General features: G+C 42.0%; 16 protein-coding genes and 1 riboswitch. Of the genes, 5 read left to right on the top strand and 11 right to left on the bottom strand.

All coding sequences use genetic code 11. The features are described from left to right. Window positions 1-37: 37 nt before the first annotated feature. Window positions 38-997, bottom strand: coding sequence for a cation diffusion facilitator family transporter (locus tag LJE72_RS05285; protein ID WP_229246579.1), 960 nt, complete (start codon window positions 995-997; stop codon window positions 38-40). Window positions 998-1130: 133 nt separating this feature from the next. Here LJE72_RS05285 and LJE72_RS05290 point away from each other — a divergent pair, with 133 nt between their 5' ends. Continuing rightward, complete coding sequence (locus LJE72_RS05290) at window positions 1131-1748, top strand: SGNH/GDSL hydrolase family protein (protein WP_229246580.1); 618 nt, start codon at window positions 1131-1133, stop codon at window positions 1746-1748. 2 nt (window positions 1749-1750) lie between these two features. Here the strand turns inward: LJE72_RS05290 and LJE72_RS05295 are convergent, their stop codons facing one another. The 7 genes from LJE72_RS05295 to LJE72_RS05325 form a co-directional block, all read right to left on the bottom strand. Next, entirely contained in the window at window positions 1751-2401 is a 651-nt protein-coding gene (locus LJE72_RS05295; protein ID WP_229246581.1) for a TVP38/TMEM64 family protein, read from the bottom strand. A gap of 257 nt (window positions 2402-2658) precedes the next feature. Then, on the bottom strand, window positions 2659-3210 hold the full coding sequence (locus LJE72_RS05300; protein ID WP_229246582.1) for an HD domain-containing protein: 552 nt from the start codon (window positions 3208-3210) through the stop codon (window positions 2659-2661). 13 nt (window positions 3211-3223) lie between these two features. After that, a complete protein-coding gene (locus LJE72_RS05305; protein ID WP_229246583.1) occupies window positions 3224-3910 on the bottom strand; it encodes a putative ABC transporter permease in 687 nt (228 codons plus the stop codon). Window positions 3911-4185: 275 nt separating this feature from the next. After that, a complete protein-coding gene (locus tag LJE72_RS05310) occupies window positions 4186-4404 on the bottom strand; it encodes a hypothetical protein (RefSeq protein WP_229246584.1) in 219 nt (72 codons plus the stop codon). A 5-nt stretch (window positions 4405-4409) separates the two neighbouring features. Next, window positions 4410-5510, bottom strand: coding sequence for a GerAB/ArcD/ProY family transporter (locus tag LJE72_RS05315; protein WP_229246585.1), 1101 nt, complete (start codon window positions 5508-5510; stop codon window positions 4410-4412). Window positions 5511-5519: 9 nt separating this feature from the next. Beyond that, on the bottom strand, window positions 5520-6716 hold the full coding sequence (locus LJE72_RS05320) for a Ger(x)C family spore germination protein (RefSeq protein WP_229246586.1): 1197 nt from the start codon (window positions 6714-6716) through the stop codon (window positions 5520-5522). 22 nt (window positions 6717-6738) lie between these two features. Further along, the gene (locus tag LJE72_RS05325; protein ID WP_229246587.1) at window positions 6739-8358 is read right to left on the bottom strand and encodes a spore germination protein; all 1620 of its coding nucleotides are present in this window, start codon (window positions 8356-8358) and stop codon (window positions 6739-6741) included. Window positions 8359-8988: 630 nt separating this feature from the next. Between LJE72_RS05325 and buk the strand changes: the two genes are divergently transcribed. Then, the gene (gene buk / locus LJE72_RS05330) at window positions 8989-10062 is read left to right on the top strand and encodes a butyrate kinase (RefSeq protein ID WP_229246588.1); all 1074 of its coding nucleotides are present in this window, start codon (window positions 8989-8991) and stop codon (window positions 10060-10062) included. A gap of 11 nt (window positions 10063-10073) precedes the next feature. After that, window positions 10074-10997 (top strand): bifunctional enoyl-CoA hydratase/phosphate acetyltransferase, encoded by a 924-nt coding sequence (locus LJE72_RS05335; protein WP_229246589.1) that lies wholly within the window; start codon window positions 10074-10076, stop codon window positions 10995-10997. 230 nt (window positions 10998-11227) lie between these two features. On the opposite strand, the gene cobS is transcribed toward LJE72_RS05335, so the two are convergent. The 3 genes from cobS to cobT all read right to left on the bottom strand — a co-directional run bounded on the left by cobS (window position 11228) and on the right by cobT (window position 13775). Beyond that, window positions 11228-11965, bottom strand: coding sequence for an adenosylcobinamide-GDP ribazoletransferase (gene cobS, locus LJE72_RS05340; RefSeq protein WP_229246590.1), 738 nt, complete (start codon window positions 11963-11965; stop codon window positions 11228-11230). A 5-nt stretch (window positions 11966-11970) separates the two neighbouring features. Next, window positions 11971-12612: a bifunctional adenosylcobinamide kinase/adenosylcobinamide-phosphate guanylyltransferase gene (gene cobU / locus LJE72_RS05345; RefSeq protein ID WP_229246591.1), complete on the bottom strand. Its 642-nt coding sequence runs from the start codon at window positions 12610-12612 to the stop codon at window positions 11971-11973. Window positions 12613-12695: 83 nt separating this feature from the next. After that, on the bottom strand, window positions 12696-13775 hold the full coding sequence (cobT, locus tag LJE72_RS05350; RefSeq protein ID WP_229246592.1) for a nicotinate-nucleotide--dimethylbenzimidazole phosphoribosyltransferase: 1080 nt from the start codon (window positions 13773-13775) through the stop codon (window positions 12696-12698). 110 nt (window positions 13776-13885) lie between these two features. Continuing rightward, window positions 13886-14060: riboswitch (cobalamin riboswitch) on the bottom strand. 170 nt (window positions 14061-14230) lie between these two features. On the opposite strand from cobT, the gene LJE72_RS05355 reads away from it, so the two are divergent. Together LJE72_RS05355 and LJE72_RS05360 are read left to right on the top strand one after the other, a co-directional pair. Continuing rightward, entirely contained in the window at window positions 14231-15340 is a 1110-nt protein-coding gene (locus LJE72_RS05355) for a ParM/StbA family protein (RefSeq protein ID WP_229246593.1), read from the top strand. After that, entirely contained in the window at window positions 15337-15804 is a 468-nt protein-coding gene (locus LJE72_RS05360; RefSeq protein WP_229246594.1) for a hypothetical protein, read from the top strand. The genes LJE72_RS05355 and LJE72_RS05360 overlap by 4 nt, the downstream gene beginning before the upstream one ends. The last annotated feature ends 4 nt before the right edge of the window (window positions 15805-15808 follow it).

The following is a 15808-nucleotide window of genomic DNA, read 5'->3' on the forward strand; positions in this document are numbered from 1 at the left end:
TTATTATATTCTGGCGAATAGTCGCAAGTCAAAATATCTAAACGATTTTAGGCCAATCTTGTACTCCTGTATCCTCAATGATCCCCAAGGTGACATCTGTAACATCCTTAAACGCTAACAGTTGATCACGAATTCTTGATTTAATACCATCAGCCTCTGCCAAGGTTAATCCTGGGAGCAGTTCGATGTAGCTTTCAACATGATAGAATCGCCCCTCTTGAAGAATACGCATTTTATTAATATCTGTCACTTCGGGTACAGACAAGATAATTTTTGATACGTTGTCTTCAACTTCCTTGGGAGCAGACACGCCGATAAGTCCGACCATATTGTCATATCCAACTCGAAAGGCAACTCCCCCCATCATAAGTCCAATGATGATGGCAGCGATGCCATCAAAGACCTTTATCTGAGTAAAGCGGGTTATTAGGATTGCTGCTAAGGCCAGAATTGCCCCGGATGTGGCGACGAGGTCTTCGTAAAAGACGAGGCGAGTTGCAGGAGAGGCGCGGTTTACATTTTTGAGTGCTACCGAGAGGCTAAGGCCCTTTCCTTTCGTCTGAGTTTCTTTCACAATCTCGTGCATAGCCTTAAGTAAGACGTATCCGTCAATGACTATAGAGGCACCCAAACTTAAAATAATAAGCCATATGCTCCCGATGGATGCGGGATGTTGGATCAAATGAATACCTTCTAGTATCGTTTCATAGGCCATGAGAGTGATGACGATCACAGCGCCCATGCAGAAAACATTGATCACGCGTCCGAAGCCAGACGGAAAACGGAGTGTTGGTTTTCGTTCTGCAAGAATACTGCCGATAAAAACAAAAAATTGGTTAACTGCATCTGCACCTGTGTGCATTGCTTCTGCGAACATAGCACCGCTGCCGCTTAAGAAAGCGGCTATTCCTTTAAAAATGACCAGGAATAGGTTGCCGAGTACTGCGTATAAAGAGGAGGCATTTCCTTTTTTAATAAGTTCCCAGATTTTTTTCATAAAATCCACACCATTCAATACTTTTCATTATCTTCCCATAAATTTTGGCGGTTTATTCTCCTGATCGTGACAGAGAAGTAAAAGTATACATACCTTATAATAATTCGATTGAGTATTGAAAGCGGTGAGGATAATGAAGCTGTATTTGGCATTGGGTGATTCAATTACTGCAGGGTATGGAGTGGAAAGTCCCTTTTCCTTTCCAAATGTATATGCCAGTTTCCTAAGAAGGCATAACCCTGATTTAAGTATGCTTAATTTTGGGATAAATGGTTTAACAACCAGCGGTTTGCTTAATCTGTTAAAAACTAATCAAAGGCTCCGACATTCACTAGCCCAGGCTTTCTTAATTACACTCACTATAGGTTCCAATGATTTGCTTCGTCTGATTGGAAATCCCAATCAACCAATAAAAGTATCTCAGTTACCCATTATTCAAGGCAATATGAGCAAAACTCTTATGCAAATCGGACAAGAGATACGTCTTCTTAATCCGGTAGCAACGGTAAAAGTAGCCACTCTTTATAACCCCCTGCCAGCAGGACCCTACGCCTATTACGACGCACAAGTTCAAGGAATTATTGACAATGCTAATGCTATGATTGTCATGTGGGCTAAACATTATGAATTTATCGTTGTGAATTTAGATCGTGAGATCAAAGGGAAAGAATCGTTGTTTATCGGACAGGATCATGCACACCCCAGTGCGGCAGGTTATCAAATGATTGCTAAAGCGTTTGCTCGGTACTAGGTTTATTGTGAAAGATCTTTGCAACGCTTTATTGAATAATAACCATAGACGCCTACCGATCCAAAGAGCAGAGCACCTATCAATAAGGCAAGCAAGAAGCGACTGGGGTTTTCAGTCAGTTGCCAAAAATCATGTCCTATCCAAGATTCCCAAACAATCATTGGGATTTTACCAATAAGTGAGGCAGTTAAAAACGTAGGAAAGGTCATCAAGGATAACCCAGCGGCGTAGTTGACTGCTGCTGAGGGAAGAATCGGAATCATTCGTGAGATAAGGATAATCGAAAAGCTGTTTCCCTCGATCAGAGCAGCCCATTTCCCCAACTTGCCTATCTTTGGCTGAGCCCATTCTTGGCCTAGGGTACGGGCAAGGAAGAAACCTGCTGAGGCACCTAATAAACTCCCACCAAGGGAAAGAAGAAAACCACTAAACCATCCGAAGACCAGGGTGTTTACCCCGGCGACTAAGGCAAAGGGTACAACTGGAAAAAGTGCCAGAAGTGCAATAATTAACAAGTCTACGAATATGCTGAGCCATTCCCACTGGGTGACAAATAATTGTAAATCAGCGGGGTTTTGGAGTTTGGGATAAAGAATAATTACAAAAGTTAGGGAGACCACTAAGGTGAAGAAAGAAAAATGTTTTTTGGTCAAGGGGTCACCTTCCTTAAGAAACGACATGCTATAACAACGCATGCCGTTCTTTTATTAATTCTAAGACGCCCACTTCAAGTGGGTGTTTCTTATTCTACTTCGCTGATGATAGTCTCCACCTGCGTCACGAAAGTCACGATTCAGCTTTAGCCGACGAGTTTCACCTCTGTGGCACTAAATCCTTCGTCCTTCGTAGTAATCCTCAGGCGGTTAGATTATGGATTATTCACCTTCTATGATGTCCTCAAGACATTAGGTCACTGGGGATTAATGTTATGGGGTTTAGCAACCGAAGTCTTTAGCTTCACGAGTTTACCGTGTTTTACAAGGTGAAGAGACGTATACCGTTCAGAGGGAGGGAGATGTCGCTTAAATTTAAAACGGAATTCTTGAATTGAGGCCATCTTATCAGCAAACATGACTAGAAAGGCTTCCTTGCTGCGTGGCAAGCGGAGAGTGAGCGGCCACATATGACTTAAAATAATGTCTCTTTCCTTTTCGCTGAGTTCGAAACAACGTTCTGCATTCTGACAAGCAATGCGGGGATGACGAAAGCCATGCCAACGGGACCCGTCCGGCCTGAGCTTATGCCAATCATACAGGAAAAAGTCGTGAAGGAGGGCACCGCGAGTAATTGCATAGGTATCCAAATTAACTTTCTTTTCAAGGCGTATGGACCAGTTATAGGCTATCTGGGCAACTCGGAGCGAGTGTTCAAGAGTAGTAAAGGGCCGATGATGGGTAAATAAGGCCAACTGCAGATACTCTTCGTGGTTTAAAATGTCCTCGACATGCTCGGATAAATTCAATGATTTCACCTTCCTAGTCAAGTGAGTGAGAGTCGTTTTCCCCATCGGGATTATAGAATTTCTTACGCTGTTGTTTCAAAAAGTGCTCCAGGGCCTCTTGCTTGGCATACAGTAAAGTCATTTTTTCATGGACAGTATGACGCATTTTAGGATAGGTATGCAGGAGTCGGTAAAATGGGGAACAAGCTATATAGAACGTTGGAAGTTCCAAACGCTCATATCGTTCTTGGAATACAGACACAAAGTGTTCCAAGCGACGAAGCAATAGAGTAGAGTGAATAAGATCCCAGATGACATAGGCTGTCAGGATGACAGCAAAAACAGCACGGAGGGGAGAGGGTATTAACTGCATTTGGACTTGAACCGCAGGGTTGATGATTTGATAAAATAAAAGACCTAAGACGCCCCAGAGCAAGCTGAAGGGAAGCGCTATCCGTCCGTGGAGATTAAAGGAAACAGAGTGATAGTCCCAAAGTTGCAGATGAAAGAAACGTTCGAAATACCAACCGGCGAAATACTCTAGCAAGGTACTCAAAAAGACAAACCAAGCAAATTGCCATAGCCAATTGACGTTACCTAAGAGACCGGAAGTCCATATTACCATTATTGAAAAAAATCCATAAATCGGAAGAAAAGGACCGGCAAGAAATCCCGGGTTCACCAGTCTGCGTTGGGTAATGGAGCGGTAAAGGGTTTCCATAACCCAGCCTGCAAAAGCGTAAATTGAGAAAGTAAGGACGAAATTTATCAGCATGGTCACCCTTTCCGTACTTAATTAAAACATTATGTATGATATATAGTTTAACCGAAAAAGGCTACATTGTACATTTATACCGTTGTGCACAAGCATATATTTCCTTAATGCTTTTTAATTCTATCCCTATTTTTAGTATTCTATGAACGATATTAAGATACTTGGAATCAGTTGCGGATTTATGAATATCCGAAAAGATTTTTGTGCTTGCAGTCGGATGATTAATGATAATTTAAATGCAAGATGTCCTCCATAAGATGATCCATTCCTTTGGCAGGACTAGGGATCTTCACGCCGATAGTTTCCGAGAAAGCCATTACAAAGGCGATTGATAAGAGAATCAAAAATACTATTAATTCTCGCCAATGTTTCTTCCTAATCAGACTTGGGACCTCAAAGAGGATAACTCCTATGAAAACACATACTAACAAAAATATCATCTGGATTAGTTCCTTTCGTTTCTTTGGGGTAATTTTCGCAGCTTAGCTACAATTAAGGATATCAAAGGTATGGCTATATAAATATGCATACTTAAGAGGGGAGTAATATACATCGTTGAATAGCTAAATTGCATTCTGGAATCATAGGATATGAGAGATAAAAATATACCTATGATGCCAATAGGGATAACTACCGGCAGGTATGATTGCAACTTTGTGATTTGAGCTACGCTCAAAACAGCAGCATAATAAAAAACACTGGTAATAATAAACAGTAAAAGTATTTGGGCCATTGAGACTAAAACTTCTAACCGAGAAATAATTTTTCCAATATTGATTAAGCTTACTGCTAGTAAAGAAGGGGATGTTACTATTTCACTAAGGGGTCCCAGTGCAGCTATGTTGCGTATCGTACCAGTTAGCAGTATCAATCCGCCACCAATAATTCCTAATAGAACGGACCTTCTTGCTTGTTTGGGCTTGTTCATATAAGGAATCACCATTAAAAAGGCTAGTACTTCGCATACCGAAATATGCATTATTATATTAGTGCTTTGAATAAAATCCTCTAGCGGAACTTCAAAAACGGGTAAGAAATTAGTAAACTCCATGTTTTTCAGCAAGAGGGCAAAGGTTAAGAGGATAATTATCCCCGGAAGAAAGACGAAAATTACACACAATCTGGCGATAACCTCGATCCCTTTGCGTACCGCCCAAGCGCAGATGAAAGCAAACATGGTCATAATTACGATGATCGGAGTTTCAGGCATAATAAACGTCAGCACAAAATCACCGATAAACCAAAAATATCCGGATAATGAAATTATAAAGAAATAGATATATTGCAAGGAAACCAACTTACCAAAGTAGGGTCCGTAAATAAGATCATTGATTTCAATGATGTTTTTGCCCGGAAATTTGTTTGCAAGTGCAATGTAAATCAGTACTATAAATACTCCAATGATAAAGGCTGCTATCAAAGCTAGCCAGGTATCATGTTTGGAAATTGAATAGGCAAGCGATGATGGGTAGAGCCCGCCCTGTATAAAACAGCTTATCAAAAACATCAATTGGGAACTAGATATTTCTCCTCTTTCAAGTCTCATCTAAAGTTCTTACTCCTTTTCTGGTGGTGCGGCAGGTGATCCCAAGTTACCGGATCTGCGTAATTTAGCCTCAACAAGGATTTCTACTTCAAGATTGGGAAAAATTTTATCCCAGTCGTCTTTTATCTCCTGCCACTCTTTGGGGTGTTTCTTATGTAGAATATCTCCAAAGCCGAAGACATCTGCATTAAGTTTTTTGGCCTTGCTTAGTGCAGATTCTATTTCATCTTTTATAGCCTCATTTTTTTTCTCTTCTAATGCTGCAACCGCGTCAGGGGATACTAAACTTGCTGTACAGGATTGATCGCCAATATTCCCCTCTTCTTTAACATCGATTTTTATGTAGGGCTTGTGATCGATTATTTCTGAGGTGATTTTACTTTTGGCATTTATGATTTCTAAACTAACTCTACCTTCTTGGTCTGGAGATTCAATATCAATAATGCCACTCTTTATTTCATTAATGACCCATAACAGGCCTCGAGTCTCCTCTTTGTTCATTTGACCAATTAATTTATCTCGTTTAAAAACTGCTGTGCCCGAAACAGCCAATTCCGTATTATCTGCTTTTCCTTGAACACTAATGATTGGAGCAATCGACGCAGTCGTCGGACTCATTAAGCGAGTAACAAACTGATTTAGACGAATAACAATTGTCTGTGAGTTTGCAGCTTGTGAGTCCATTAATTCTGAAATACCCACCGAAGGAATTTTTTCTAGGTGTGACTTTACACTTAAGATATCACTTGACTTATCTTCTGCGACCAACATTAATACCTCTAAACGGGTTTCCTGGTCTCTAAGAAGGAAATCAAGGCATTCTTGAATTCCCTGTTTGGCAAGAGATTGACCAAAGATGATGATTTGATTATGTGGAAAATACAATTTACGGCTTGTTCTATGCGTAAAGCCTCTAATTGTTGAAAACATGCTCTCTCCTGAGTTCTTGACATTCCAATAAGCACCGGCACTACTGCTGCTGCCGCCTCCAGCGCCGCCTTCCTCAGGAGAGCTCGATTTGAGCTCGGAGGTTTTTATTATTTGCGCTGTAATTTCTAATTTATCACTGTCCATGGCTTTGTCTATGCCCACTCCCATGACAATTCCTAAAACAGGCAATTCACGACGATTCCAACAACCTGTTGTGCCTAGAGTGAGAATTATAATTATTAGCGGTGTGACGATAATCTTGATAAGCCCTTTCATAAATAACCTCTATCTAAAAGAATTATTTTGACTGAGTATCTTCTTCTAAGGGAGGACTGGGTTTCAAACGGAATTCCTGACGTTTAAGATCATGCCAACCGATCGTTCTAGGACGGGTTATCATTGCCCATAGTGGTGCTCTTATAAAGGAATCTTTTAAATCACTCACACTAAGGGGAGCGAGAGGGGACAAATAAGGAGTACCAAAGGATCTTAAGGAAGCTAAATGAATCAAGAGACCTATAAGACCAATCATAATTCCGAAGCCTCCTAAAAAACCAGCTAAGACAACAAAGAATATACGCAATATTCCTCCGGAATCCGTTTGGGCTGGAACCACAAAACTTGCTACGGCAGTCAGGGCAACTACAATTACCATAGGTGCTCCAATTAGTCCTGCGGTCACAGCGGATTGTCCAATAACCAAAGCCCCTACAATGCTTACTGCTTGGCCAACAGGCCTTGGTAATCTTACACCAGCCTCTCTTAAGATCTCAAAAACGACGCCCATACCCATGGCTTCTACCAATGCTGGGAAAGGTACTCCTTCCTGCGCTGCCGCCATACTAAACAACAGTGCGGTAGGAATCAATTCTTGATGAAAAGTTGTTAAGGCTACATAAGTTGCAGGGGCCAAGATACTAATTGCGTAAGCTAAATATCTAATCATTCGTATAAAGCTTACAAAATAAGGCCTGGAATAATAATCATCAGAGCACTGAAAGCTTTCAATCAGAAGCATTGGAATTGTGAGGGTAAATGGACTGCCATCTGTTAGAATGGCTGCGCGCCCCTCCAGGATTTTGGCAGCTGCTGAATCGGGCTTTTCTGTATTTGCCACGGTAGAAAATATGGAAAAAGGGGCATCTTCAATAAATTGTTCTATGTAACCGGACTCCAAAATTGAGTCGGTTTTGATATCATTTAACCTTCGTTTAATTTCCTCAATGAGCAAGGGATTAGCGAGGCCTTTTATATAGGCAATATTAACACTTGTTTTAGTACGCTGACCGATTTTTATGGATTCTATTGTCAAATCCGAATTCTTAATTTTACGCCTTAATAAGGTAGTATTTGTCAGTAAGTTTTCTGTAAAGCCTTCGCGCGGTCCCCGGACAACAGATTCGGTTTTAGGTTCATCGACACTGCGGGACTTCCAGTCCGCGGTCATGATCATTAAAGCCTCGTGACAATTATTGACCAACAGAATAGTCGAACCTGATAGGCAGCTATCGACTATTTCATCGATATTAGCAGATTTACTGACTTCTCCCACCGAAAGCATAGTTGTTCTAATCATCTCGATATCGTCAAGTTTTGGTGCTGAATCACTTGAAAGACGTGATTCAAACATTAAAGGCTTTAGGATACTCTCATTAATAATCGTCGGATCTGTCATTCCACTTAGATATATTAAGGACGCACTGACTTGCCGTTGCCTGTCAAAAGAGAATTCTCGTATTACAACATCATAATTGTTTCCTATAACGCCTTTGATAAGGTCCAGGTTCGTTTTAAGGCTTTGAGAAAGGTTAGCGGGGGTATTTTGATCATCTTGTGAAGGTTCTTGTTTATTACGTTCAAGGGCATTTTGGCTTAGTAACATTAGAAACTTTGATTTTTTAATTAGATAATGAAGCACTACCCCATCCCTTTCCTTTCCAATAGTCTTCTTGTTAATATCACCAATGTAGGCTGAAGTTATTTACTATTTAATGAAGAAAGGTAATTGCTTAAAAAATAATAAGAAAAGCACATGGAAAAATGGACATGGCTCAACCGTATTAGAAAGGGAAGGGTTGAATTTTAACGGTTCTTTATTTGTTTAAATATTTAGAAAATTTAAAGGATTTAGGATTAAAGCGTCGAATATCTTTCAGATGGTTGCCGCCTTTACGTTTTTACTTAAGTATTGCCTAAGAGAGAATGCCACAGATGATAATGAATGTATACTGCCAGAAATGGACTTTTTTTCACACGTGAATTTCACACAGTTGATTTAAGAAAATCAACATTGTTCCCTGGCAGTCATGAATGCATTACGAGAGTTTTAGGAAAGGATGGTGAAGTCATTTCAGAAGAAGCAAATAGTCTGCTAAGAATTGCGAAAATCTTAAGGTTTATTAGGTAGAATCGGTAGCTGTTGGATTTGTAGGCTGCCAAGAGTGTTTAAGAGGTTTGGCTAAATGGTATCCAGATATCGCCACAGAATCAGGAATGCCCTCGATTACTTGATTCTAATACTTAAAAAGTATTAAGGGGTTGGTTTAATATGAAACAATATAAAATACTGACTATCAATTTCGGATCGACCTCAAGTAAACTGGCCTACTATGTCAACGAAGAATGCAAATTGAAAACGTCGCTTGACCATTCGGTACAAGAACTGTCGGTGTTTGGTGATGTATTGGAACAAGATGGTTACCGCCGCGCTGCAATTGAAAAATTTCTCAAGGACAATGGTTTGAATTTTACTGAGCTCAATGTAGTTGCTGCTCGTGGCGGGCACACCAAGCCTCTGGAAGGGGGAGTATATAAAATCGACGAAAACATGTTGGAACAACAGGCCTCAGGTTTGTATGGGAGACATGCTTGCGATGTCGGCAGCAAAATTGCTTACAAGATGGCGGAAGGAACTAATGTTCTTCCGGTGGTAGTTGATCCGCCTGTAACGGATGAATTTATTGAAGAAGCACGTTTGTCCGGACATCCGGAGCTACCGCGTGAGAGTCGGTTTCATGCCTTGAACCATCGGGCGACAGGCAAGCGTTTTGCCCATGATACCGGTAAAAAATATGAGGATTTAAATCTCATTGTTGCTCATATGGGCGGTGGCATTACAGTTGCAGCACATCGCAAGGGTAAAATGATTGATGCCACAAATGGCATTGATGGTGATGGTCCATTTTCTACTAATCGGACAGGCGGTCTGCCGGTAGGCTCTTTGGTCAATTTGTGTTTTTCGGGAGAATACAGCCATAAAGAAATTAAAAAAATGCTCAATGGAGAAGGTGGTTTAACCGCTTACCTTAGGGAGAATGATGTGCGGACGGTTGAAGAGAAAGCGGCTGAAGACAGTTATTTCGCTCTGTGCTTGGAAGGAATGATCTATCAGACCTGCAAGGAAATAGCGGCCATGGGGGCTGTACTGGAAGGTAATGTCGATGCCGTTATTATTACTGGGGGGATTGCCAATTCGAAAAAAATTACGGCGAGGATGAAAGAGAGAATTGGGTTTGTAGCACCAGTTATCTTTTACCCCGGTGAGAATGAAATGGATGCCTTAGCTCTTGGGGCACTGGAAGTTCTTAAAGGTAATGAGCCACTTAAAACTGTATCAGTATAGGAGGAGGAAAGATGGGGTTTACTGATTTTAGTGAGATTTTAAAATGGCTTAAAGCTAACAATATTTCCAAAAAAGCTGCGGTAGCGGCAGCTCATGACTTAGATGCACTGTCCTCTGTTGTTGCTGCCAAGCGTGAAGGAATTCTTGAGTCCATCCTGGTTGGGGATGGAGAAAGGATACGAAATTTTTTAGCCGAACTTGGGGAAGACGCAACTGCTTGGGAAATCATTGAAGAAAAGGATGATGCCAAGGCTGCCCGGATAGTCACTCACCTTGTTGCCGATAAAAAAGCAGATATGCCAATGAAAGGTTTATTGCAGACAGCTACCTTTATGAAAGCGGTTCTAAATAAAAATATGGGGATGATTAGTGATAAGGCAATCATTAGTCAATCAACTATCTTCCATTATAGACAAGAAAATCGACTGATGTTGATCACTGACTGTGCCATTAATGTAGCTCCTGATTACAGTATGAAAGTACAGATTGTTCAAAATGCCGTAAAGTTGTGTCATCAGTTGGAAATTGAAAAACCGAAAGTTGCAATTGTGGCGCCGCTTGAACAAGTTAATCCGAATATACAGTCCACTGTTGATGCAGCTATGTTGACAATTGCCAATATGCGCGGGCAGATTAAAGGCTGTTTTGTGGACGGACCGTTAGGTTTTGACAATGCTGTTTCTCTTGAAGCAGTACAGCATAAAGGGATAAAAAGCGAAGTTGCCGGACGTGCGGATGTATTAGTCATGCCCGATTTGGCAGCAGGCAATATATTAGATAAATCACTGAGATATTTTTCTGGATATACAGCAGCGGGGGTAGTGTCTGGTGCCAACGTGCCACTGATATTTACCTCCAGAACTGATACAGCGGAAAATAAGCTTAATTCTATTGTAGTTTCAGTACTTCAAGCGTTGAAAATGGATGTAGTATAGGCATTGATTTTGAATATATTCCGTTTGAAGGAATAACAAGGAAGGGGATGTAACGAAACTTGTTTACCAGTTTATTACATCCCCGCTCTATTTGTAATCGCCTTATATATTAGAGGACTGTTCACCACTTCAAAGGTGTACAGTCCTCTATTTTGGGATAACGCACCACCAGTTTAAAAAAATCTCAAGTTTCGTTACGGCCCCCTCGAACGTGGATAAAAGAACGTCCACTATCTGAGAAAGGGAAAAGCGGCCAATAAACAGACAACTTCAGAAAGCTCAATTATTGCTCCGTAAAGGTCACCGGTTAATCCACCTAATAGGGAGGAAATCCTGGCAGCCCAAAGGGTTACAGCAAGGACACAGACTCCAAAAGCGATAAGGCCGGCAAATGAGGCTAGATAAAAGGAGGCTCCTAGAACTAACCCCCCACTGAAAAGAAACTGAAGCCAGTGGGTTGTCTCATGGATGCCTTTTCCCAGTCCTTGGGGGCGGGCATAAGGAAACCCGACCATCCCAATCTGAAATACCCAACGTGAGAGCATGGGCATAACCAGGAGGATGGGAAACTGAGAGGGGGTCAGGCTGGCGAGCAAGGAGAATTTCAGGAGCAGTAAGCCAAAGAGAGCCATACAGGCATGAGCCCCAATCCTGCTGTCCTTCATGATCTCCAGAATGCGTTCAGGACTACGGGCGGACAATAAACCATCCATACTATCCATGAACCCATCGAGATGGAGCCCTCCTGTAAGCATTAACTCCGCAACCAACAAGAGCGCACCCAGAACCAAGGGGGGGAGGAAAAGAGTTAACCCTTTCGCCAGAAGCCAGAGAATTAGCCCAATGACAAGTCCGACCAAGGGATAATAACGATAACTACGTGAAAATTCTTCAGAGGTAATTTCAACTTTAGGTGCAGGTAAAGGGAGTCGAGTCAAAAAGGTAAGTGCAATTAGAAATCCACGCAAATTAATCACTCCTTGAGCAGGGAAGCAAGCAACTTTTTGCCGGAGTGTTTAATCTCCATGGGGATACCTGCCACGACTACATATACTTCATCAGCACTTGAAGCTAGAATTTGGTTGCTTCGTCCGGCTAAATCTCGGTAAGCTCGGGCTAAAGGATTTTCAGGTACAATTCCTTGGCCGACTTCGTTGGAGACAAAGATGACTCGCGGTTTGATTTCTTGAGCTAGATGGGCAACGTTCTTCACCACATCCAAGATCTGAGGTTCAAGCAAGTTATTGAAGGCATTATGGCCGTCTTCCGGGTCTATCGAGAATTCTTCCCCGCCAGGGCAGGAAGGGGTCGCGGGTTGTGATTGTCCTGCCAAGAGCAGATTAGTAAGCCAAAGGGTGACACAATCAAGGAGAATGACCCCATCTTCATCTTTAAGTTGAAGCAAAGTTTCACGGATATTCCTAGGTTCTTCGATTAGTCGCCAATGGGGTGGACGTTGTAGTTGGTGCTTTTTGACGCGGAGGGCCATTTCTTCGTCCCAAATCTGAGCGGTTGCAATGTAAATAACCGGACGCTTGGCCTGAGCGGCAAGAAGTTCTGCAAAGGAGCTTTTGCCGCTTCGAGCACCACCTGTAATTAGTGTAAATTGAGACATAGCATTCATCGACTCCCATGTTTTGTGATTAAGACAAGAATAGGACCTGAATAAGGCTTGGTATTCCTATATTCATTGATCACTTAGATTGATTTTTCACTGACTCCGGCATCAGCGAAAGTGGCCATTTCCTCAAGAATATGAAGAGCGGCTTCAACTAAGTAAAAAGTTAAGGTAGCACCTGTTCCTTCTCCCAGTCTCATATTTAAGTTAAGTACAGGATCCAGACCCAGGCCTGCTAAAGCATTGCGATGGCCTATTTCGACGGAGCCATGAGAGGGAATCATATAGGCAATGCTTTTCGGGGCAAGTTTGGCGGCAATAAGTGCGCCGGCAGTCGAAATGAACCCGTCTACCACTATCGGAACTTGGTTGGCAGCTGCCTGAAGGATTGAACCGGCAATGGCTGCGATTTCCAAGCCCCCAACTTTTGCCAGTACATCGAGGGCGTCCGTTGTATTCGGCTGATTGACCTCAATAGCTTTTTCAATAGCTCGGCGTTTTCGGATGACTCCCGCGTCATCAATTCCGGTTCCACGTCCGACGACATCTTCAATGGAGGAATTTGTGAAGAGGGCGACGATGGCTGAACTTGGAGTGGTATTACCAATTCCCAGCTCACCTGTGGCAAAGAGGTTATATCCTTCACGTATCTTTTTCTCGGCGACTTCCGCTCCAACGAGAAGAGCCTGGAGAGCTTCATGTCGGGACATTGCAGGACCTTTAGACATGTTCTGAGTTCCGTTGGCCACTCGCTGATGAATAATGTTTCCATCTATGGGGAAGGCAATACCAACATCCGTTAAAAAAACCTCTGCCCTCGCTTGGCGAGCAAGGACATTGATAGCGGCACCGCCATTCATAATATTGTAGGCCATTTGAGGAGTTACTTCCTGGGGAAAGGCACTTACCCCTTCTTCGACAACGCCATGATCCCCTGCCATTAGGAGGACGGCTTTCTTCTGAATTTTAGGGTTGGAGGTTCGCTGGATGCCGCCAAGTTGTTTGGCTAAATGTTCTAATTGGCCCAGGCTTCCCTGAGGCTTTGTAAGTGAATCTAAGCGCACTTGAATTTGGGCCATAGCTTCTTCGTCGAGATCTAAGATGGTTGAAGTGAGTTCTTGTAATCGAGCATAGAGTTGATCTTCCGTTAAGTTTTTCATGTAATTTCCTCCTCTAATAATATCGTATTTTGTAAAATAGAAAAGTCCCGACCACAAAAAAATCTGTGGTCGGGACTTTACCGTCATCACCGCCGCTTTCCACACTATGGAAAGACGTAACATCTTAGGCAGGTCTCCTGGCTATCGAATCATTGCTTAACTCGTTACCTTCCCAGCTAAACCAGTGGTTGACGAAGCTCATCGAGTACAGTGGTGGGTCCGCGTCGGTTTTGTACCGAACTTCCCTATTCTCCCCAAAGGGGCACCTAAAATGGAAATATTTTTTCTTTTAGAATAGCACAACTTTTTTTTAATCTCAAGGAAAATTTATGAGAATTTGCGAGAATTATGGGTAGACATTTTTACAAGCGTGTTTCCTTCGTATATAATGGTAGGTATTAGTAAGTTGATATTATTAGCAATTGCATAGAGGAATATGAATAGGAGGAACAAGTGTGTTTGAGAGCGATATACTGGTAGCCGGAGCGGATCCTGGATTCGGTGCGATAAAACTGGACACAGGAGAAACGAAGGTATTATTTCCTGCTGTGATTTGTAAAGGAAATGAACGGATTTTTTCTACCTTAGGAAATACCCTAATTAGTAAAGGGTCAGACTTACAAACACAAATAGCATCACTGGACGTTATCGTTAAAAATAATTCCACAGATGTGGCAAAGCATTATTTTATGGGGAGTTTAGCTGAGAGTCTAAATCCAAACGAAGCGCACTATTGTTGGGATGAAGATAAATCCTCGGATGAAGAAGCTACCGCATTACTGGTAGTCGCTTTAGCTCTTGCACAAAAGAGCCCCAAAGCGAATGTATATTTGGGTACCGGAGTTCCGGTTAAATATTATGCCAGCTTAAAGGACAAGTATGAGGCCGAGTTAAAGGGATCTTTTTCCGTTGAGTTTCGTTCCGGCCCTATGAAGGGAACGACCCGTCAGCTAAATATACTGCGGTCTCGTGTACTTCCGCAAAGTTATGGTGTTTTTATCAAGGAAACCCTTAACGAATATGGAATTCCCACAAGCGCTAAGTTATTTAGCGGGTATGTGGTGGTCATAGATCCTGGCTTTAGGACAACAGATATTGCTACCTTTTACGATGGCGTCATGCTCGACCCTCCCAACTCATTCAGTATCGAAAAAGGGTTGAAATGGGCTTACATTGGAGTAGCTGAAAAGTTGAAAGACTTGACAAGTGATCATGCTAATCCGATTGAAACGGATGATAAAGAACTGGATAAAATTTTCAGGGTTAATGGCGGGCTGTATCCTTGGAATAATGGGACAATTAACCTAAATCCGATTATGAAGAGTATGCTCACACAGTTAGGAACTGACATCACACGCGAAGTGAAAAAGGCTTTAAAACCAATGCTCGGTAAATTGCATACGGTTATTGTTGCAGGAAAAGTTGGGGAAATGGTTTATGAATATATTCAAATGGAGAATAAAATGCTGATTGAAGACCCTCAGTTTGGGAATGCCACGGGATTTCGGATCATGGCTGCCACTTTGGTCAACAATATTACTAAGCAATCGGACCACTCAGCATGATGTCTTCTCAGCCCTTATTTATTCCGCTGTATTTTGATGAATCTGAAGCGGATCTTTGGTTAGCTTTACAACAAATTGAGCCGGAAAAGAGAACTTCCTTTATTAAAGAGACTTTGAAACAGGTATTAATAGAGACTAACAGGGAAGTTCTTTTTAGGAATCCGATTCATAAAGCGGCAGAAGATGTACTGGAGATCAGTGATGATGGTTATCAAAATGAGGAAACTCATGCAGAAGAGCTGGAGAAAGAAGTAGAGAATGAGGCGGAACAATCGGGTCCGTTTACCTTAGAAGATTTGTTCATTCAAACAGATGACCCTCATTCAGACGAGAAAGACGAGAAACCGGATATTATGATTTCGCGCGAAGAGGTTACTTCAATTTCCGGCTACGAGTATATGTTGAAACATATTATTGGAACGGAAGAGGATGAAACTGTTTTAAAGATTTTAAGAGGGGAATAAAAAA

Source organism: Desulfosporosinus shakirovi (assembly GCF_020595055.1).
Classification (GTDB): Bacteria; Bacillota; Desulfitobacteriia; order Desulfitobacteriales; family Desulfitobacteriaceae; genus Desulfosporosinus; species Desulfosporosinus shakirovi.

Bases quoted from the DNA above. Each gene is read 5' to 3' on its own strand.
- LJE72_RS05285 (WP_229246579.1), bottom strand. From the start codon at position 997: ATGAAAAAAATCTGGGAACTTATTAAAAAAGGAAATGCCTCCTCTTTA.
- LJE72_RS05290 (WP_229246580.1), top strand. From the start codon at position 1,131: ATGAAGCTGTATTTGGCATTGGGTGATTCAATTACTGCAGGGTATGGA.
- LJE72_RS05305 (WP_229246583.1), bottom strand. From the start codon at position 3,910: ATGGAAACCCTTTACCGCTCCATTACCCAACGCAGACTGGTGAACCCG.
- LJE72_RS05310 (WP_229246584.1), bottom strand. From the start codon at position 4,404: ATGATATTTTTGTTAGTATGTGTTTTCATAGGAGTTATCCTCTTTGAG.
- LJE72_RS05315 (WP_229246585.1), bottom strand. From the start codon at position 5,510: ATGAGACTTGAAAGAGGAGAAATATCTAGTTCCCAATTGATGTTTTTG.
- LJE72_RS05320 (WP_229246586.1), bottom strand. From the start codon at position 6,716: ATGAAAGGGCTTATCAAGATTATCGTCACACCGCTAATAATTATAATT.
- buk (WP_229246588.1), top strand. From the start codon at position 8,989: ATGAAACAATATAAAATACTGACTATCAATTTCGGATCGACCTCAAGT.
- LJE72_RS05335 (WP_229246589.1), top strand. From the start codon at position 10,074: ATGGGGTTTACTGATTTTAGTGAGATTTTAAAATGGCTTAAAGCTAAC.
- cobU (WP_229246591.1), bottom strand. From the start codon at position 12,612: ATGTCTCAATTTACACTAATTACAGGTGGTGCTCGAAGCGGCAAAAGC.
- cobT (WP_229246592.1), bottom strand. From the start codon at position 13,775: ATGAAAAACTTAACGGAAGATCAACTCTATGCTCGATTACAAGAACTC.
- LJE72_RS05360 (WP_229246594.1), top strand. From the start codon at position 15,337: ATGATGTCTTCTCAGCCCTTATTTATTCCGCTGTATTTTGATGAATCT.